Annotated in this window: 18 protein-coding genes; 12 read left to right on the plus strand and 6 right to left on the minus strand. The window is 74.0% G+C overall.

Going from position 1 to position 18497, the window contains the following annotated elements:
- Positions 1–16: 16 nt before the first annotated feature.
- Positions 17–1804 (plus strand): ATP-binding protein, encoded by a 1788-nt coding sequence (locus ACFPZN_RS49425; RefSeq protein ID WP_378290973.1) that lies wholly within the window; start codon positions 17–19, stop codon positions 1802–1804.
- Between the two features lie 22 nt (positions 1805–1826).
- On the opposite strand, the gene ACFPZN_RS49430 is transcribed toward ACFPZN_RS49425, so the two are convergent.
- Entirely contained in the window at positions 1827–2930 is a 1104-nt protein-coding gene (locus tag ACFPZN_RS49430) for a M20/M25/M40 family metallo-hydrolase (RefSeq protein ID WP_378290975.1), read from the minus strand.
- On the minus strand, positions 2927–3988 hold the full coding sequence (locus ACFPZN_RS49435; protein ID WP_378290977.1) for a LacI family DNA-binding transcriptional regulator: 1062 nt from the start codon (positions 3986–3988) through the stop codon (positions 2927–2929). The genes ACFPZN_RS49430 and ACFPZN_RS49435 overlap by 4 nt, the downstream gene beginning before the upstream one ends.
- A gap of 147 nt (positions 3989–4135) precedes the next feature.
- Here ACFPZN_RS49435 and ACFPZN_RS49440 point away from each other — a divergent pair, with 147 nt between their 5' ends.
- From ACFPZN_RS49440 to ACFPZN_RS49480, 9 genes are all read left to right on the plus strand, one after another.
- On the plus strand, positions 4136–5026 hold the full coding sequence (locus ACFPZN_RS49440) for a BtpA/SgcQ family protein (protein WP_378290979.1): 891 nt from the start codon (positions 4136–4138) through the stop codon (positions 5024–5026).
- Positions 5023–5913, plus strand: coding sequence for a carbohydrate kinase family protein (locus ACFPZN_RS49445; protein ID WP_378290981.1), 891 nt, complete (start codon positions 5023–5025; stop codon positions 5911–5913). The genes ACFPZN_RS49440 and ACFPZN_RS49445 overlap by 4 nt, the downstream gene beginning before the upstream one ends.
- An 11-nt stretch (positions 5914–5924) precedes the next feature.
- Entirely contained in the window at positions 5925–6938 is a 1014-nt protein-coding gene (locus tag ACFPZN_RS49450; protein WP_378290983.1) for a substrate-binding domain-containing protein, read from the plus strand.
- A 3-nt stretch (positions 6939–6941) separates the two neighbouring features.
- Positions 6942–7697 (plus strand): ATP-binding cassette domain-containing protein, encoded by a 756-nt coding sequence (locus ACFPZN_RS49455; protein ID WP_378290985.1) that lies wholly within the window; start codon positions 6942–6944, stop codon positions 7695–7697.
- A gap of 103 nt (positions 7698–7800) precedes the next feature.
- Positions 7801–8820 (plus strand): ABC transporter permease, encoded by a 1020-nt coding sequence (locus ACFPZN_RS49460; protein WP_378290987.1) that lies wholly within the window; start codon positions 7801–7803, stop codon positions 8818–8820.
- A 10-nt stretch (positions 8821–8830) separates the two neighbouring features.
- Positions 8831–9868 carry a phosphotriesterase family protein gene (locus tag ACFPZN_RS49465; protein ID WP_378290990.1) on the plus strand — a complete coding sequence of 346 codons (1038 nt, stop codon included), beginning with the start codon at positions 8831–8833 and terminating at the stop codon, positions 9866–9868.
- Positions 9869–9927: 59 nt separating this feature from the next.
- Positions 9928–10665 carry a glutamine amidotransferase gene (locus ACFPZN_RS49470; protein WP_378290992.1) on the plus strand — a complete coding sequence of 246 codons (738 nt, stop codon included), beginning with the start codon at positions 9928–9930 and terminating at the stop codon, positions 10663–10665.
- On the plus strand, positions 10662–11288 hold the full coding sequence (locus ACFPZN_RS49475; protein WP_378290994.1) for a TenA family protein: 627 nt from the start codon (positions 10662–10664) through the stop codon (positions 11286–11288). Before ACFPZN_RS49470 ends, ACFPZN_RS49475 begins: the two co-directional genes overlap by 4 nt.
- A 162-nt stretch (positions 11289–11450) precedes the next feature.
- Positions 11451–12542: a DUF6528 family protein gene (locus ACFPZN_RS49480; protein WP_378290996.1), complete on the plus strand. Its 1092-nt coding sequence runs from the start codon at positions 11451–11453 to the stop codon at positions 12540–12542.
- Positions 12543–12582: 40 nt separating this feature from the next.
- Here ACFPZN_RS49480 and ACFPZN_RS49485 read toward each other — a convergent pair whose 3' ends face one another.
- Both ACFPZN_RS49485 and ACFPZN_RS49490 read right to left on the minus strand, forming a co-directional pair.
- Positions 12583–13431 (minus strand): siderophore-interacting protein, encoded by an 849-nt coding sequence (locus tag ACFPZN_RS49485; RefSeq protein ID WP_378290998.1) that lies wholly within the window; start codon positions 13429–13431, stop codon positions 12583–12585.
- A gap of 84 nt (positions 13432–13515) precedes the next feature.
- Entirely contained in the window at positions 13516–14544 is a 1029-nt protein-coding gene (locus ACFPZN_RS49490; RefSeq protein ID WP_378291001.1) for an ABC transporter substrate-binding protein, read from the minus strand.
- Positions 14545–14631: 87 nt separating this feature from the next.
- Here ACFPZN_RS49490 and ACFPZN_RS49495 point away from each other — a divergent pair, with 87 nt between their 5' ends.
- On the plus strand, positions 14632–15645 hold the full coding sequence (locus ACFPZN_RS49495) for a FecCD family ABC transporter permease (protein ID WP_378291003.1): 1014 nt from the start codon (positions 14632–14634) through the stop codon (positions 15643–15645).
- 59 nt (positions 15646–15704) lie between these two features.
- Positions 15705–16811: a FecCD family ABC transporter permease gene (locus tag ACFPZN_RS49500; protein WP_378291005.1), complete on the plus strand. Its 1107-nt coding sequence runs from the start codon at positions 15705–15707 to the stop codon at positions 16809–16811.
- Positions 16812–16814: 3 nt separating this feature from the next.
- On the opposite strand, the gene ACFPZN_RS49505 is transcribed toward ACFPZN_RS49500, so the two are convergent.
- Both ACFPZN_RS49505 and ACFPZN_RS49510 read right to left on the minus strand, forming a co-directional pair.
- A complete protein-coding gene (locus ACFPZN_RS49505) occupies positions 16815–17483 on the minus strand; it encodes an Rv1733c family protein (protein ID WP_378291007.1) in 669 nt (222 codons plus the stop codon).
- A 163-nt stretch (positions 17484–17646) separates the two neighbouring features.
- Positions 17647–18497 (minus strand): WS/DGAT domain-containing protein (locus tag ACFPZN_RS49510; RefSeq protein ID WP_378291009.1); only part of this gene is annotated, 851 nt, incomplete at its 5' end.

Raw genomic sequence — 18497 nt, forward strand, 5'->3', positions numbered from 1 at the left:
CCGCTGTACTTGATCCATGAGCATGCCGGACGGGCCGCGGCTGGCCCACTTCATCGACACGATGATCGGCCTGGGCATCACCGGGCAGGTCTTCGGCGACCACGGCATCGGCAAGACCTCCACGTTCTTCCACCATGTCCGGCGGGCGCACGAGGGGGTGCGGCTGGTGTACGTGCCCGCCGCCAACCTCACCCCCGACGACCTGCTGGTCAACGCCCCGGTCCGGCAGGACGGCGAGCTGGTGCTGCGCCAGCTGATCATGCGGCAGCTCAGGCCGGGCAAGCCGTTCGTGCTGCTCATCGACGACTCGCTGCAGGCCGGGGCGACCATCCAGTCGCAGCTGATGCAGGTCGCCTGCGACTGGACGCTCGGCGAGCACGACCTGCGCGCGCTGGGCTGCGTCGGGGTGTTCCTCACCGACAACGAGTCGCGGGACGAGACCGGGGCGCGCCGCTCGGACCTGGCCATCCTGGACCGGATGGCCACGCTGCGGGTCACCGCCGCCGACACCGCGTGGCGGGCGGCGCTGTCGCGCAAATTCCGCGGGGTGGACCTGGCCGGGGTGTTCCGGGTGTGGGCGTCGCTTCCGGCGGAGCTGCGCCGGCTGCTGTCGCCGCGCACGCTGGAGCACGTCCTGGACTGCGCGCTGGAGGGCTTCCCGCTCGCCTGGGGGCTGCCGCTGGTGGACGGACGGCGGCTGCCGCTCGCCGCGCCCGGCAAGGACGGGAGGCCGGGGGAGGACCGGGCCCCGGAGATCCTCGGCCGGATCGCCGAGGAGCTGCGCCGCGCCGGGGCGGACGCGCCCGACCCCGGGCACCTGCCCGACGCGGTGCGGCGGGTGGTGCGCACGGCGCTGGAGCGCCGCTGGTCGGTGCTCGTCCAGGGGCCGCCCGGCTGCGGCAAGACCGAGGTGGTCAAGGAGGTCATGCGGGAGGAGCTGGGCATCGACCCGCTGTACTTCTCGCTCCCGGTCACCAACGTGGAGGACCTGTGCGCGCCGGTGCCCACGCTCGACGGCACGCTCGACAACCTGCTGGCCGCGCCGTTCACCGGGTCCGGCGACAAGGCGATCGTCTGGGACGAGTACAACCGCCCCAAGGACAAGGCCGCCTTCGCCAGGCTGATGGAGATCACCCAGGAGTGGTCGCTGGCCGGCCGCCGGATCGAGGGGCTGCGGGCGCAGATCGCGCTGCAGAACCCGCCGTACCACCTCGGCCGCAAGCTGCTGGTGGCGCGGAACTCGATCGCGCAGGCGTCCCGGTTCACCGTGTCGCTGGAGATCGACCCGGAGGACATCCCGGCCAACGAGTGGCTGATCGCCCGCTACGGGGCGACGGCCGAGACCGTGCTGGAGTGGTGGAAGAACGACATCGACGACGAGGGCCGGCAGTGGATGACCAAGCGGACCCTGGAGCGGCTGATCCGGCTGCACGGCCGCGGCCTGCCCCTCGACGTCGCCAAGATCTACCTCGGGGACGGGGAGTACGCGCCGGTGCCGCTGGGCGAGCTGGAGGCGCGGCTGGCGAGCCGGCCGGTCACCGGGCTGCGGGAGCTGGCCGCCGACCTCGACGGCTGGGAGGGGCGGCTGCGCGCGGCCCGCGAGGAGGGGCCCGAGGGCTCGGACGCGACCGACGTCGTGCACCGCGTCCTGGCCAACGCCGAGCTGTCGCAGCTGCGCGAGCACCGGGAGGCGGCGGCGCGGCTCGCGCCGCTGCTGCCGCCCAAGCTCAAGGCGACCTACCTGGTCGGCGTCGACGCCGACCGGCAGCGGTTCTGGACCGACGTCTTCGTCTCCGGCGCGTGACGCCGCCCGGTGACGCGGCGCGCTACCGGGTGAGCAGCAGCCGGAGGAGGGCCTCCGCGCACGCCTCGATGTTGGCCACCGAGCAGGTCTCGTCGGTGACGTGCGCCTGCTCGGGGTCGCCCGGACCGTACACGACCACGGCGGGACCGCCGAGCCGGCCGGTCAGCACGGAGGCGTCGGTGAAGTAGGTCGCGTACGAGGGCGGCTCCGCCGACGAGCCCGGCACCAGGGTCTCCAGCACCGCGCCGAGTCCGGGGGCGGCGGGATCGGTGGCCACGCCCGGCAGGTCCATGACCCGCTCGAGCTCCACGTCCGGCCCGCACAGCCGGGAGATCTCCGCGACCGCCTCGTCCGACCCGAACCCCGGGACGGTCCGCACGTCCAGCAGCATCTCGGCGCGGTCGGGCACCAGGTTGGGCTGCACGCCCGAGTGGAAGGTGCCCACGTTCACCGTGGCCCTGCCGTGCGTGGGGCTCGCCGGCCAGCGGTCGTGCCCGTGCACGCGCAGCGCGGCGCCCGCCAGCGCGGCGATCGCGTTGCGGCCCAGTTCGGGCCGCGAGCCGTGCGCGGACACTCCGCGCGCCGTCGCCCGCAGCCACAGCGCGCCCTTGTGGCCCAGCACGATCCGGTTGCCGGTCGGCTCGGCCACCAGCAGCAGCCCGGCGGGGTCGAGCAGGGCGGGGTCGATCAGCGCGGCGCCGTCGCAGCCGGTCTCCTCGCCGAAGGTGAAGACCAGCTGGGGCCCGGCGGCCTCCGGGCGTTCCCGGGCGGCGCGCACGGCCGCCGCGACCTGCGCCGCGATCCCGGCCTTCATGTCGCTGCCGCCGCGTCCCAGCAGCCGTCCGTCGCGGATCTCGCCGCTCAGCGGGTCGAACGACCACTCCCCGGCGCGCGCCGGGACGGTGTCCAGATGCCCGGTGAAGGTGATCGCGGACGGTGCGGCGCCGTCCGGGACGCGGCGCGCGAGGAGGTTGGCGCGGCCGTCGGCCGGCTCGTCCACCCGCACCTCGAACCCGGCGCCGTCCAGGAGGTCGGCGAGCAGGTCGGCCGCCCGCCGCTCCCCGCCCCCGCGGGTGTCCAGCCGGACGAGCCGCCGCGCCAGCTCCACCGGGTCGACGCCGCTCATCGCGGGCCTCCCGCCCGGGTGCTGTCCCTGACCACCAGGTGGGGGACCAGCGCGATGTGCGCGCGGGAGCCCGGCGCCGCGTCGCCGCCGGCGGCGGCCTCCGCGGCCGCGGCCAGCAGCCGGACGGCCTCGGCGGCGATGCGGTCGCGGGGCTGGTCCACGGTCGTCAGCGCGGGCTCGCCGAGCCGCGCGAACTCGATGTTGTCGAACCCGGTGACCTGCACCCGGCCCGGCACGTCGATCCCGTGCGCCCGGCAGGCCCGGGTGACTCCGAGCGCGATCAGGTCGTCGGCGCACACGATCGCGTCCGGCGGCCCGCCGGGCGAACCGGCGGCGAGCTCGGCGACGGCGGCCTCACCCCACTCGACCGTGTAGTCGTCCAGCAGAATCCACGCGTCCCGGACGGCCATGCCCAGGTCGGCGGCGCGGCGGCGGAAGCCCTCCAGCCGCTGCTCGCTGGAGGAGTTGGTCAGCCGCGACCCCACGAACGCGGCCGAGCGGGCGCCGCCCTCGTGCAGGTGGTCGACGACCTGGCGCATCGCGGCGATGTCGTCCACGCCCACCCAGTCGGTGTCGGTGCCGCCGACGAACCGGTCGAGCTGCACCAGCGGCAGCCGGTCGGCGGTCTCCTGCACGGCCGGTCCGCTGGCGGTGCCGTGGCTGGGGCTGACGATGATGCCGTCGACGTTGCGCGCCACCAGCGAGGCCAGCCGCCGCGCCTCGACCTCGGGGTCGGACTGGGCGTCGCACAGGAACAGCTCCTTGCCCTCCCGGCCCAGCGCGTGCTCGACGCTCTCCACCAGCGAGGTGAAGAACGGGTTGGTGATGCTCGGGACGACCATGCCCACGGTGTCGGTCCGGCTGTTGCGCAGGGCGCGGGCGATGGAGTTGACCCGGTAGCCGAGATCGTCGGCGGCCTTCTGCACGCGGCGGCGCATCTCCGCCGACGCCTGGCCCCGGCCCGACAGGACCCGCGACACCGTCGCGGTCGACACCCCGGCGCGCTCGGCGACCTCGGCGATCGTGACGCGCCCTCCGTTCCCGCCACGCTGCTGCAATCGTTTACCTCCCCGAAACAACACGCACCGAGATATTTACCGCTTGACCCGGCTTGACGTGAGTATAGAGCCTTGACTGCCTGCGGATATATACCTACGGTTCATTCAAACTTCGACTGCAATCGATTACAGCAACAGGAGCAGCGGATGACCGAGACCACGGGAAGCGGGCGCACGCTGGGCGTCTTCCCGCCCAAGCCGAACGCGATCAGGGAGCTGTTCGGCACGGGCAAGGCGGTCATCGGCGCCGTCCACCTGCCCCCGCTGCCCGGCAGCCCGCACTACGAGGGCGTCCCGCTGGACGAGATCGCCGCGTTCGCGGTCGAGGAGGCCCGCGGCTACCTCGGCAACGGCTGCCACGGCGTGATCGTGGAGAACCACTGGGACATCCCCTTCCTCAAGCCCGGCGAGCACGGCTACGAGACCGCCGCGGCGATGGCCGTGGTGACCGACCGCGTCCGCGAGTCGGCTGCCGGGGACCGCGCGGGCAGAGGTGTCGGCGTCAGCGTGCTGTCCAACGCCGCCGAGTGCTCCATCGCCGCCGCCTGGGCGGCCGGCGCCGGGTTCGTCCGGGTCAACCAGTGGGCGAACGCCTACGTCGCCAACGAGGGCATCATCGAGGGCCAGTCGGCCAAGGCCACCCGCTACCGCAGCCGGATCGGCGCCAAGCCCGTCAAGGTGTTCGCCGACGTGCACGTCAAGCACGGCGCGCACGCCATCGTCGCCGACCGCACCCTGGCCGAGCAGACCGAGGACGCCGAGTTCTTCGACGCCGACGTGCTCATCGCCACCGGCTCCCGCACCGGCGACGCCGCCGCGCTGGACGAGGTCGCGGGCATCGCGGAGAACACCGTCCTCCCGGTGATCATCGGCTCGGGGATCAGCGCCGCCAACATCGGCGGGCTGCTGCCCGCCTGCGACGGCGTGATCGTGGCGTCCTCGGTGAAGGACAACGGCCGCTGGTGGGGCCGGGTCGACCCGGCGAAGGTCCGCGAGCTGACCGAGGCCGCCCGCAGGGCCGGCGCGGAGCTTCCGTGATCGTGTTCTGCGGTTACGCCAACAGCGACCTGACGGTCGGCGTCCCCGCGCTGCCCGGCGCCGGCGACCGCGTCCAGGCCACCCGGATGGACCGCGGCGACGGCGGGATGGGCGCCAACGCCGCGGCCGCCGCCGCCCGCGTGGGCGCCGCCGTCCGCTTCGCCGGGGTCGTGGGCGACGACCCGCTGAGCGCGGCGTTCCTGGACGCGCTGGCCCGCGACGGCGTCGACGTCTCCTGGACGGCCCGCACCGGCGCCCTCACCACCTCGGTCATCCTGCTCACCCCCGACGGGGAACGGTCCATCATCAGCCAGGACGACGACCTCGGCACCGCCCGCGTCTCCGAGGTCGTCCGCTCCGCGGCCCGCGCGGGGGCCGGGCTGCTCTACCTGGACGGCTACCGCTTCCCCGACGCGGCGGCGGCGTTCGACGGCGGCGTGCCGTTCCGCGTGCTGGTCGACCTCGACGGCGCCGACACGGCCGAGGCCGTGCGGGCCGCGCTGAAGGTCGCCGACCACGCCGTCGTCGGCCGCGCCCAGGCCGCCGCCCTGCTCGGCGGCGACGCCGAACTGGCCGGGGCCGCCGCGTCCTACGGCACCCACCTGCTCGTCACCGACGGCCCGCGCGGCTGGACGCTGCTCACCCCGTCCGGCGCCCGCCGCGACGGGCAGGCCCTGAGCGTGACCACCGTGGACGCCACCGGCGCCGGCGACTGCTTCGCCGGCACCTACGCCGCCGAACTCGACCGCGGCGCGGACCCGGTGGCGGCCGCCCGGTTCGCCGCCGTCGCCGCCGGGCTGTCGTGCACCCGCCCCGGCGCCCGGGACGGGCTGCCGTCCCGCGCCGCCGTCGAAGACGTTCTCACCCGCGCCGAGGGATCCGCATGAAAGGACCCAGAATGAAACGAACCGTGGCGGCCCTGGTGGCGCTCGGCCTGGCGGCCTCGGCGACCGTGGGCTGCGACACCCAGGCCCGCAGGGAGATCGAGGCGGAGAAGAAGGCGCAGCAGGCGGGCCCGCCCGGGCCGAAGCGGGTCGCGCAGTCCTGCGAGGTGCAGGGCCGGGCGCCGCGGATCGGGATCGTCCCGATCAACCTGCAGGCCCTGTTCTTCAACCAGATCAACAGCGGCGCCAAGATGGTGGCCGCCAAGGCCGGCGCGCAGGTGCAGATCGTCAACGGCAACGACGACTCCACCACCCAGGCCAACGCCATCGACGACCTGGTCGCCAACCGGTACGACGCGATCATCGTGGACGCCGTCGACACCGAGGGGATCAAGCCGGCCGTCCGGCGCGCCGACGCCGCCGGGGTCCCGGTCGTCGCGGTGGACGCCACCGTGGACGACCCCGCCGTCTCCACCCAGGTCGGCACCGCCAACGCCAAGGGCGGCCAGGAGCTCGGCGAGCACCTGGTGAAGGAGTCCGGCGGCAAGGGCGACATCGGTATCGTGGGGGCGCTCAACAGCACCATCCAGCTGGAGCGGCAGAAGGGCTTCACCGACACCGTCACCGCCCGCGGCATGAAGATCAAGACGGTGGTGGACGGCCGCAACATCCAGGAGAACGCCCAGACCGCCGCCGAGAACCTCCTCACCGGTGACCCGGACCTGCCCTACGCCTACGCGACCGGCGAGCCCGCGCTGGTCGGACTGGCGGCCGCGGTCAACTCCCAGCAGCGCACCGGGAACGTCAAGGTCGTCGGCTGGGACCTGTCCCAGCAGGCGGTGGACGGGCTGCGGGCGGGCTGGATCATCGGGGTCGTCCAGCAGAACACCTTCGAGTTCGGCTACGAGGCCATGAACGCGGCGATCGACCTGGCCTGCGGCCGCACCCCGGCCAAGGACGTGCCGGTGCCGACCCAGATCGTCACGCCGGACAACGTGCGGGACTACCTGTACTACCTGGAGAAGTGAGCGATGACTGACACACCGCTGGTGAGCCTGCGCGGCATCACCAAGTCGTTCGGCGCGGTGCGGTCCCTGCGCGGCGTGGACCTGACGCTGCACGAGGGGGAGGTGCTCGGCCTGGTCGGCGACAACGGCGCGGGCAAGTCGACGCTGATGAAGGTCCTGGCGGGCGCGCTGCGGCACGACTCCGGGACGATCAGCGTGGCCGGCCGCGAGGTCCGCTTCGCCAGCCCCGCCGACGCGCGGGCGGAGCGGATCGGGATCGTCTACCAGGACCTGGCGCTGTGCGACACCCTGGACGTCGGCAGCAACCTGTTCCTGGGCCGCGAGCCGCGGCGCGGGCCGTTCGTGGACCGCCGGGAGATGCACCGCCGGGCCGCGCAGATGCTGTCGGACCTGCACGTCAGGGTGAAGTCCACGCACCAGGAGATCGGGCACCTGTCCGGCGGGCAGCGGCAGGCGGTCGCGATCGCCCGCGCGGTGTCGTTCCAACCCCGGGTGCTGATCCTGGACGAGCCGACCGCCGCGCTCGCGGTGGCCGAGGTCCGCCAGGTGCTGAGCATGATCCGCCGGGTGGCGGCGCAGGGCGTCGGGGTCATCCTCATCACCCACCGGCTGCAGGACCTGTTCGAGGTCTGCGACCGCATCACCGTGATGTACGAGGGCCGCAGCGTCGAGGACGAGCGGATCGCCGACCTGGACATCGAGCGGCTGGTCGCCATGATCACCCGTTCCGGCATGGACGACGGGGAGGAGGCGGCGTGAGCGAGTTGGAGGGGCGCGGCGTCGCCTGGACTGACGAGCGAGGAACGAGCGAGGAGGGAAGGCGGCGCCATGAGGCGCCCCGGAAGCGAGCGGGGGACACGGCGTGAGCGTACAGACGGCTCCGGCCACGGCCACGGTGACGGCCTCGAACCCGAGCCTGTGGGAACGTGCCAACAAGGCGACGGTGGCGATGGCCGCCGTCACCGTGGCGGTGTTCCTGGGCTTCGGGGTGGCCGCCGACAACTTCCTGACCTTCGGCAACCTCTCCAACCTGGCCACCCAGGTCGCGATCACGCTGATCGTGGCGGTGGCGATGACGTTCGTGATCAGCACCGGGCAGATCGACCTCTCGGTCGGGTCGACCGTGGCGTTCGTGGCGGTGGCCACCGCCGAGCTTCTCCAGGCCGGCTGGGACTCCTCGCTGGTCATCGTGGCCGGGCTGGCCGCGGGCCTGTTCTGGGGCGCGGTGAACGGCTGGCTGTCGGCCTACCAGAAGATCCCGCCGTTCATCGTCACGCTGGCGACCATGTCGGTGATCCGGGGCATCGCGCAGCTGTGGACGCAGGGCTTCTCGGTGCCCATCGACAAGCGGCTGTTCGTGGCGCGGATCGGCGAGGCCAAGTTCCTCGGCTTCTCCGTGCTGGCCTGGATCGCCCTGGCGGTCGTGGTCGTGGGCGCGGTGCTGCTGGCGCGGATGCGGTTCGGCACCTACGTCAACGGCATCGGCTCGCAGGAGGAGTCGGTGCGCCGCGCGGGCGTGAACACCGACCGGATCAAGATGATCACGCTGATGCTGACCGGGCTCGCGGCGGGCGCGGCCGGGATCCTCACCGCGGCCCGGCTGGGCTCGGGCTCGGCCAACTCCGGCGAGGCCTTCGAGCTGACCGTGATCGCCGCGGTGGTGCTGGGCGGCACCAACCTGTTCGGCGGGCGCGGCACGGTGGTCGGCACCATCATCGGCGCGCTGATCACCGGCGTGATCGCCAACGGGCTGACGCTGCTCGGGGTGAGCCCGTTCCTGACCCCGATCGTCACCGGGCTGGTGCTGATCGCGGCGATCTGGATCAACCTGCGCGGGCGCACGCTCGCCGACCTGTTCCAGCATCTCTCAGGGAAACGGTGACCGGCACGCCATGACGGTGACGACCGTGACCGGCCCCGTCCCCGCGGCGGGGCTCGGTCTCACCCTCACCCACGAGCACCTGTGGAACGACGTGCGCGACGCGGTGAGCCCGCCCGCGGATCCCGAACTGGGGTTCCTGCGCGAGGCCAGGACCTCGCCGCAGCTGGCGTGGCTGCTGCGCGAGAACCCGTACGCGTGCCTGGACCACTGCGTGCTGGACGACACCGGCGCGATGCTGGAGGACCTGGTCGCGTTCGCCGCGTCCGGCGGCGGCACGATCGTGGACGTCACCCCGGCGGGCCTGGGCCGCGACCCGCGGGTGCTCCGCTCCCTGTCCGAGCGGAGCGGGCTGCGCGTTGTCATGGGGTCGGGCTGGTACCTGGAGCGTTTCCACCCGCCGCACCTGGCCTCCACCTCGGAGCAGGACCTGGCCGCGGAACTGGTGGCCGAGTTCGAGCACGGCGCGGACGGTACGGGGATCGCCCCGGGCGTCATCGGCGAGATCGGCGTCTCCTCGGACTTCACGCCCGCCGAGCATCGTTCCCTGAGGGCGGCGGCGCGCGCGCAGCGTGAGACGGGCGTTCCCCTCTACATCCACCTGCCCGGGTGGCAGCGGCGCGCGCACGAGGTGCTCGACATCGTGCTGGGGGAGTACGGGGTGCCGCCGGGCGCCGTGGTGCTGTGCCACATGGATCCCTCCGGCGACGACCCCGCCTATCAGCGCGCGGTGGCCGACCGGGAGGTGTGGCTGGAGTTCGACATGGTCGGGATGCCGTTCCTGTATCCCGGCGAGGGCCAGTCCCCGGCGCCCCACGAGACCGCCCGCGCCGTGGCGGCCCTCATCGAACGGGGGCACGGCCACCAGCTCCTGCTGAGCCACGACGTGTTCCTCAAGGGGATGCTCACCCGGTACGGCGGCAACGGCTTCCGCTACGTACCGACCCTGTTCCTGCAGCGCCTCGTCGGCCTGGGCACCTCGCGGGAGGTCGCCGAGGACCTGCTGCGGGGCAATCCCGTCCGGCTGTTCCAAGCGGCGGCCGCACGCTGACACAGACCAAGCCACGGCGACCGCCCCGGCATGACCAACACAGAAGGAGTGCGAGACATATGAGCCGCGTTCTCATCGCAGGCGAGAGCTGGGTCACCCAGTCCACCCACATCAAGGGCGTGGACCACTTCACCACCAGCTCGTACGTCGTCGGCGTCGGGCCGCTGCGCGAGGCGCTGCGGAGCCGCGGCCATGAGGTGGTGCACCTGCCGGCGCATCTCGTCCCCGCCGAGTTCCCCGCCGACCCGTCCGAGTACGACGTGGTCGTGCTGTCCGACATCGGCGCGAACTCGATCCAGCTCGCCCCGGAGGTGTTCGAGCAGGCGCGCCCCGGCGCCGACCGGCTCGCGGGACTGCGCGACTGGGTCTCCGGCGGCGGCGGGCTGCTCATGGTGGGCGGCTACCTGTCGTTCACCGGGTTCGAGGGCAAGGCGGCGTTCCGCAACACCGTCCTGCACGAGGTGCTCCCGGTCGAGCTGCTGCCAGAGGACGACCGCGTGGAGCTTCCCGCCGGGGCGAACGCCACCGTGACCGACGCGTCCCACCCCGCGCTGGGGGGCGTCTCAGGAGAGTGGCCGTCGCTGCTCGGCTACAACCGCGTACGGACCCGGCCCGGTACGGACGTCCTGGCCACCCTCAACGGCGACCCGCTCGTCGCGGTCGCCGGCCACGGGCGGGGCCGTTCGGCGGTCTTCACCTCCGACTGCTCCCCGCACTGGGCGCCCACGCACTTCTGCGAGGACTGGGACGGGTACGCGAAGGTCTTCGGCGGCCTCGTCGAATGGCTCGCCGGATGACCCGCGTCCAACGACTCCTGGACGGCTGCGCCGACCCCCTGGACCGCGCCCTCGGACTGCGCTTCATCCAGGAGGTGCGCACCGGCGCCGTCACGGACCAGACCTATGCCGACTACCTGCTCATCGAGGAGGGCTTCGTCGACACGGCGACGCGCCTGCACGGGCTGGCGGTCTGGGACGCCCCCGACCGCGACGCCCTGGAACGCAACGCGCGCGCCGTCCACGCCCTGACCACCGAGCAGACCGACTACTTCCGCGCGGCCCGCGCGGCCTGGCCCGTCCGGGCGGACCTGGGCGCGGGGGCGCTCGCCCAGGCGGACCGGCTCTCCGAGTACAGCCTGGAGGCCGCGCGCACGGGCGGCTACGCGGCGGTGACGACGATCCTGTTCGCCGCCGAGACGCTCTACCTCACCTGGTGCACGCGGGCGCACGAGGGCGGAGCCGTACGGTCGGGGCCGATCGCCGAGTGGGTCGCGCTGCACGCCCGCGACCCGTTCCGCGAGGGGGTGGCGGCGCTGGCCGCGCAGGTGGACCGGCTCACCGAGCCCGATCCGGTGCTCGCCGGATGGTTCACCGGCATGCTCGAGGCCGAGATCGCCTTCCACGACGCCCTCTACGCGTAGCGGCGGGTCGGTCGGGGCCTTTCATGAAGAACGGATGACCTGTGATCTGACGGAAATCGCGGACAGCTTCCCGCCGCCGTCGATTGCTGATCACCGACCGGTCCGGCTCTCGACATTTGCGGCAGAGACGCTCCTGGCACGACATCGAGTGCAGGAGCGTTCATGCTGCGCAAAACCCTCACTGTCCTGGGCGGCGCCCTCCTGGCCGTCCCGGTGCCGGCCGCCCCCGCCCTGGCCGTCCCCGTGCAGGCCGCGGCCCCCACGCCCCCGCCGACCCCCACGCCGCCCGGCTTCGTGCCCCGCACCGACCCGCTCCCGGACGAGTTGCGCGCGGCCCGGGCCAAGCCTTCGGTCAAGGCCGCCGGCGGCACGGCCAGCGGCCTGGTGATCGGCGGGGACCAGGGCGGCCACCGGATCGTCGTCTTGGACGCCGCCAAGAAGACCTGGACGACCGCGTCCGCCAAGTGGAAGTGGACTCCCACCGCCTCCAACGGCTTCGCCGACGTCGCCCACGCGTGGAGCCTGCCCTCCGACGTGCGGGTCCGCAAGGCCAAGGGCAAGACCTACGTGCTCTCCGCCGACTCCAAGGGCTTCCTCGGCGCGGTCGAGTACCCCTCGGGCAAGCGGCTGTGGGCGACCGACGCCGGAGCCCCCAGCAACCCGCACGCCACCGAACTGCTCCCCAACGGCAACGTCGCCGCGGCCGCCAGCACGGGCGGGTGGATCCGCGTGTACGCCGCGTCCCAGGGACGCGCCGCCTCCGCCTACACCCAGTTCGCGCTCAAGGGCGGGCACGGCGTCCTGTGGGACCCCCGGCGCAAGGTGCTGTGGGCCATCGGCGACGACCACCTCGTCAGCCTCAAGGTGGGCGGGACGGCGGGCAAGCCCACCCTCAAGGAGGTGAGCCGGTCCGCCCTGCCCAGCCAGGGCGGCCACGACCTGGCCCCGGTGTACGGCGACCGCGACCGCCTCTGGATCACCACCAACTACGGCGTCTACCAGTACGTGAAGTCCACCAAGCGCTACACCGCCTCCTACCGCGGCTCCGCGGACATCGACCTGCCGATCGTGAAGGCGGTGGGCGACAACCCCTCCACCAGGCAGGTCGTGCTGACCCGTCCCAGGGAGGGCTGCGCCACGACCTGGTGCACCGACACCGCCGAGTTCTTCGGCAGCGCCTCGCAGAAGGCCACCCGGACCCTTCCGGGCGCCCAGTTCTACAAGGTGCGCTGGTTCGTCCCCGCCTACCAGTAGCGACGGGCGGTCGAGAACCCGGCGGTGCCGGCGCGGGAGGTCACTCCTCGGTGTGGGGGGTGCCTCCCGCGAGCACCTCGGCGAGCAGGTCCTCCTCGGCGGCGCCGCGGCGCCAGTAGCCGGTGAACGAGATCGACCTCCGGTCCAGCCCGCGCTCGTTGACCAGGTGGCGGCGCAGGGTCCGGGTCGTCTTGGCCTCGCCCGCCAGCCACGCGTACGGGGCGCCGGCCGGGAACTCGGCGGCCGGGAGGGCGGCGGCGAGGCTGCCGCCGGCGTCCCGGAGCAGCCAGGTGATCTCGGCGCCGGCGGGCAGGTCGTAGCCGTCGGCGTCGGCCTGGCAGGGCACCTCGATCCACGCCTTGACGGGCGGGCCGTCCGGCAGCGCCTCCAGGATCCCGCCGATCGCGGGCAGCGCGGTCTCGTCGCCGGCCACGAGCACCCAGTCGGCGGCCGGGGGCGGGCGGAAGTCCACCCCGGCGTTGTCGGCGTCGGTCGGGCCGAGGACGGCGATCCGGTCGCCCGGGCGGGCGGCCGCGGCCCAGCGTGAGGCCGGACCGCGGTGGCCGTGCAGCGCGAAGTCGACGTCCAGCAGCCCCTGCCGCTGCCGCCGCACCGTGTACGACCGCATGATCCCGCGCTCGGCGGGGTCCATCGCCCGCCAGGCGGCGAACCAGTCGTCGCCCGCCTCGGCCGGGACCAGCGGCGCCTCCTGGTGCGGATGCGGCAGGAACAGCTTGACGCGCTGGTCGCGGCCGCCGGAGGCGAACCCGGCGATGCCCTCGCCGCCCAGCGTGACGCGCAGCATGGTGGGGCTGAGGCGCTCGGTGGCGACGACCTCGAGGTTGAAGAACAGGAAGGGGGCGGCGGTGGTGGTGGTTCCCGTGCTCACGAGTGGCTCTCCCGAAGGTCAGGCGGTCGGCTCAGAATCGGAGGGTCGGCTCGGGTCGGTGGAGGTCTGGTGTGAACGGGGAGTTCAGACGGCCTTCTCGGCGGTCTGGACGGTCTTGGCGAGGGCTTCGAGGATCGGGGCGCAGCCCGCGTAGGAGAACCGGGGCTCGGGCTGCCAGGGCACGACCTGCCCGGCCTTGACCGCGGGCAGGTCGCGCCAGGCCGGCTTGGCGGCCAGGTCCTTGGGCTGGAGGGCCTGGGTGCGGCTGTCCAGGATGATCACGTCGGCCGCGTACTTGCCGGCGTTCTCCCAGCTCAGCTCCTCGAAATAACCGTCCTTGCCGACCTTGTCCGGGACGATCAGATCGACGCCCAGCTCCTTGAAGTAGATGAGGTCGGTGTTCTTGCCCGGGTTGGAGGCGTAGAAGAGGTCGGGGCTGCCGGAGGCGGCCAGCACCTTGATCCCGCGCCCGGCGGCCTCCTTGGCCGCGCCGCGCAGCGTCTCGGCGGCCTTCTCGAACCGGGCCCTGGCCTGGGTGACCTTGGGCGCGTTCAGGTCGGCGCCCAGCGAGGCGGCCAGCGCCGCGTACCGCTCGACCGGCTTGGGCAGCGCGACCGCGCCGGTGGAGACGGCCGCCTGGGGCGCCAGCGCGAAGATCTTGTCCTTGCTCTCGGCCGGGACGTAGAACAGCTGCCCGTCCACGAACATGTTGTCGATGAGCAGCTCGGGCCGCAGCCTGGCGTACTTCTCGATGTTGAACTCGCCGTAGGCGTTGCCGATCACGGTGCGCCCGCTCATCGGCAGGTCGCCGGCCTGCGGGTCGGGCCGGCCGTCCTTGAGGGTGACGGGGCCGTACACGCCCACGATCTGCTGGTCGACGCCGAAGTCGTACAGCGCCGAGGCCGCCCCGACGTAGGCGACGATCCGCTGCGGGCGGGCCTTGAGGGAGACCTTCTCGCCCCGGTCGTCGGTCCACGTCCACGCGCCGCCGCCCGCCGACGACACCGTTCCGCCGTCGCCGCCGCAGGCGCTGACGAGGGCGCCGAGGGCGGCGGCGCCGCCGGCGGCGAGGACTCCGCGGCGGGAGAACCGGGGGAGGGGGTTGTGCGACATGGAGCGTTCCGTCCTGCTTGCAACGATGATCTCGAATTAGGTTAACCTAACCTAAGTCATTGTCCAGAGATCAAGGTCACGCCCCCGATGAACCGCCAGGCCGCCGGCCCCACCACGGCACCGCCCCGGGCGGCCGGGCTGCTCGCCGCGCTCGCCGTCCTGGCCGCCGTCGTCCTGCTCAGCCTGGCCGTCGGCGCCCGGCAGCTGTCGCCGGCGCAGACCTGGAACGGGCTGTTCGACGCCGGCTCGGAGGGCTACACCGTCGTCCACCATATGCGGCTGCCGCGCACGCTGCTCGGCCTGCTGGCCGGCACCGCGCTCGGCCTGGCCGGGGCGGTGATGCAGTCACTCACCCGCAACCCGCTCGGAGACCCCGGCATCCTCGGGATCAACGCGGGCGCCTCCGCGGCGGTCGTGTCGGCGATCTCCTTCCTCGGCATCGGCTCCATCACCGGGTACGTGTGGTTCGCCTTCGCCGGGGCGGGCGCGGTCGCCGTCCTGCTGTACGCGGTCGGCGGCGGCCGCACCGCGACCCCCGCGCGGCTCGCGCTGGCCGGCGCCGCCCTCAACGCCGCGCTCTACTCCTACGTCAACGCCGTCCAGCTCCTCGACACCGCCTCGCTGGACAGGATGCGGTTCTGGACGGTCGGCTCGCTCGCCGCCGCCCAGCCCGCCACCATCGCGCGGGTCGCGCCGTTCATCCTCGCCGGGACGCTGCTGGCGCTGGCCCTGGCCCGGCCGCTGAACGCCATGGCCATGGGCGAGGACACCGCACGCGCGCTGGGCGCCGGGCCCGCCCGCACCCGCGCCGCCGCGATCGTCGCCGTGACGCTGCTGTGCGGCGCCGCCACCGCCGCCTGCGGCCCGATCATCTTCGTCGGGCTGATGGTGCCGCACCTGGTCCGCGCCCTCACCGGCCCCGACCTGCGCTGGGTGCTGCCGTACTCGGCGGTGCTGGCGCCCGCGCTGATGCTGGCCGCGGACGTGATCGGCCGCGTGGTCGCCCGCCCCTCGGAGATCCAGGTGGGCGTGGTCACGGTGGTCCTGGGCGGCCCGCTGTTCCTGTCGTTCGTCCGCAGGCGCCGGGTGGCCGCCGCATGAGCGGCGGAGCCGTTCGGGGGGTCCGGGGGCACGACCGGCCGAGCGCCCGGAGGGCGGTCGTGCGTTCTTGCCGGGGGGTGTGGGGGGTCGTCCCCCCACAAAGAACCGCCCCCAGGGAGGAAGACAGGGGCGCGCCTCCCACCGTCCGCGGCCCCCGCGGGACCTCGCTGCGGTACGCGCCGCGCGCCGTCGCCGCCACCCTCGGCTGCGCGCTGGCGGCGCTCGCGGTGGCCGTGCTGCTCATCGGCTCCGGCGACTACCCGATGGGCCCCGGCGCCGTGCTGTCCGCGCTGCTGGGCAACGGCGACCCGGCGCAGGCGTTCATCGTCCACGAGCTGCGGCTGCCCCGGGTGGCCACCGCGCTCACCACCGGCGCCGCGCTGGGCCTGGCCGGCGCGATCTTCCAGTCGCTCTCCCGCAACCCGCTGGGCAGCCCCGACCTCCTCGGCTTCACCCAGGGCGCCTCCGCCGGGGTCCTCACCATGATCGTGCTGTTCGGCGCCAGCGGCCCCGCGGTCGCCTCCGGCGCGGTCGGCGGCGGCGTGGCCACCGGCCTGGCGATCTACGCGCTGACCGGCCGGCACGGCGCGCACGGCGCCCGCCTGGTGCTGGTCGGCATCGGCGTCGCCGCCATCCTCACCGGCGTGAACGGCTACCTGATCACCAAGGCGCAGATCACCGACGCGGCCCGCGCCGCGCTGTGGCTCACCGGCAGCCTGGACGGCCGCGACTGGGGCGAGGCCGGGCCGCTGCTGGCGGTCATGGCCGTCCTGGTGCCGGCCGTCCTGGCCGGCTGCGCGCGCCCGCTGCGGATCCTGGAACTGGGCGACGACGCCGCGCGGGCCCTCGGCGTCCCGATCACGCGGATCCGGCTGGGCCTGCTGGCCGCCGCCGTGCTGCTGTGCGCCTTCGCCGCCGCGGCGGCCGGGCCGGTGGCGTTCGTCGCGCTCACCGCGCCGCAGCTGGCCCGGATGCTGACCCGCGAGCCCGGCCCCAACCTGGTGCCGTCGCTGGTCATGGGCGCCGCGCTGATGGTCGCCGCCGACTTCGCCGGGCAGCGGCTCTTCCCCGGCCACCAGCTCCCGGTCGGCGTGGTGACCGGCCTGATCGGCGGCGCCTACCTGGTCTGGCTGCTGGCCGCCCAGCGCCGGACCGGCCGCCTCTGAGCGTCAGAACGGGCGGTGCCGGCCCCGGTCGGCGTCCAGCCGGGCCCAGGCGTCCTCCCACAGCTCGTAGCGGTGCCGGTCGCAGCGGCGCCGCACCAGCAGGTAGACGCCCAGCAGCGGCAGCCCGGCCCCGATCGCCGCCCCGCCGCCCGCGTACGCCGCGTCGGTCACCGTCCGGCTGTGCGGGCGGGGCCGCACGACCGGATCGCCCGCCCGGTCCACCCAGATCGGCTTCTTCGCGCCGGCCCTGGCGCCCTTCCAGGACGGCAGCGTCCCCGTGCGGGGCTTCGCGTCCTGCCCCGCCGCGCCCGGCCGCGGCCAGGTCGCCTGGACGGTCTCGTGGACGTACCGGTCGCCCGTCGAGGCCAGCCCGCCGGTGGCCAGCACCGTGGCGACCACCTGCTGCCGCTCGGCGCGCTCGGCCCGTTCGGCGCGCAGCCCCGAGCCGTAGGCCAGGGACCCGCCCCAGACGGCGGCCGGCGGAGCGAGGGCCAGCAGCAGGAACAGCAGGCAGAGCGCGATCACCCGCTGCGTCCGGTCGACCGGCCGGCGCAGCCGGTTGCGCTCCAGGCCCAGCAAGGGGCGCAGCCGCCGCCGCGACCGGGGCGGCCGGTGATCTCGCGGGCCGCCGGGCCCGCGCGGCATGCCTCCTCCGATGCCGGAATCGCGCATCGTCGTCACCTCCCCGGGGAGCGCCCTCCCGGTAAGAGGCAGTCAGCCTTCGCCTCCCAGCGTATTCCTCCACCCCATGATCGGCACAGCCCCCGAGCGGGTTCCGGTCTCCGGCCCGCGCCCGCCGGACGGGCCGGAACGGCCGGACGCTCCCGCACGCGCCTCACGCGGCCCGCGCCAGCCGGAGCAGCTCGCCGAAGCCGGCCTCGATCCCCGCGGCCAGCACCTCCAGATCGGGCATCCCGTCGAAGTCGCCGGTCAGCCCGAACGTCAGCCGCCCCTCGTAGGAGAAGACCGCCACCCCGACCCGCATGCCCATCGCCAGCGGCACGAACGGGTACAGCTCCACCAGCCTGCGGCCCAGCACGTACAGCGGGAACGGCGGACCCGGCACGTTGGTCACCACCGTCTGCACCAGCGGCTGCGTCTGGCTCAGCGCGTACCGCGACCCCAGCGCCAGCAGCGTCGGCGCGAACCCCGCCAGCCGCGCCAGCGCCTCCCCGCCCGCCGCCTGGTGGGTGCGCTTCACGTCGTTCATCTGCTCGCGCACCTCGAACAGCCGCCGCAGCGGATCCTCCTCGCCCACCGGCAGCTCCACCAGCACGCCCGACACCCGGTTGCGCACCTCGCCGCGCTCGTCCCCGGCCCGGACCGACACCGGCACCAGCGCCCGCACCCGGTCACCCGGCTCCAGCTCGCCGCGGCCCTCCAGCACGGCGCGGAACCCCTGCGCGACCGCCGCCAGGATCACGTCGTTGACCGTCCCGCCGAACGCCTTGCGCACCCGCCGGATCTCCTCCAGCTCGGCGTGCGTCCACAGCCAGCGGCGATGCGGGCCGATCGGGCCGTTCAACGACCCGGTCGTGGGACGCGCCAGCCGCCCCAGCACCCGCGGCACCACGCGTTCAACGCGGGCCGGACGCTGTGGGCGGGGCTGGAGGACTACGTCCTGAACGGCGCCGACAACCGCGACCTGGCCGTCAGCGTGTTCACCGGGCCGGTGCTGGCCGCCGA

The sequence above is a fragment of the Actinomadura rugatobispora genome, assembly GCF_042656285.1.
In the GTDB taxonomy this organism is placed as follows: domain Bacteria; phylum Actinomycetota; class Actinomycetes; order Streptosporangiales; family Streptosporangiaceae; genus Spirillospora; species Spirillospora rugatobispora.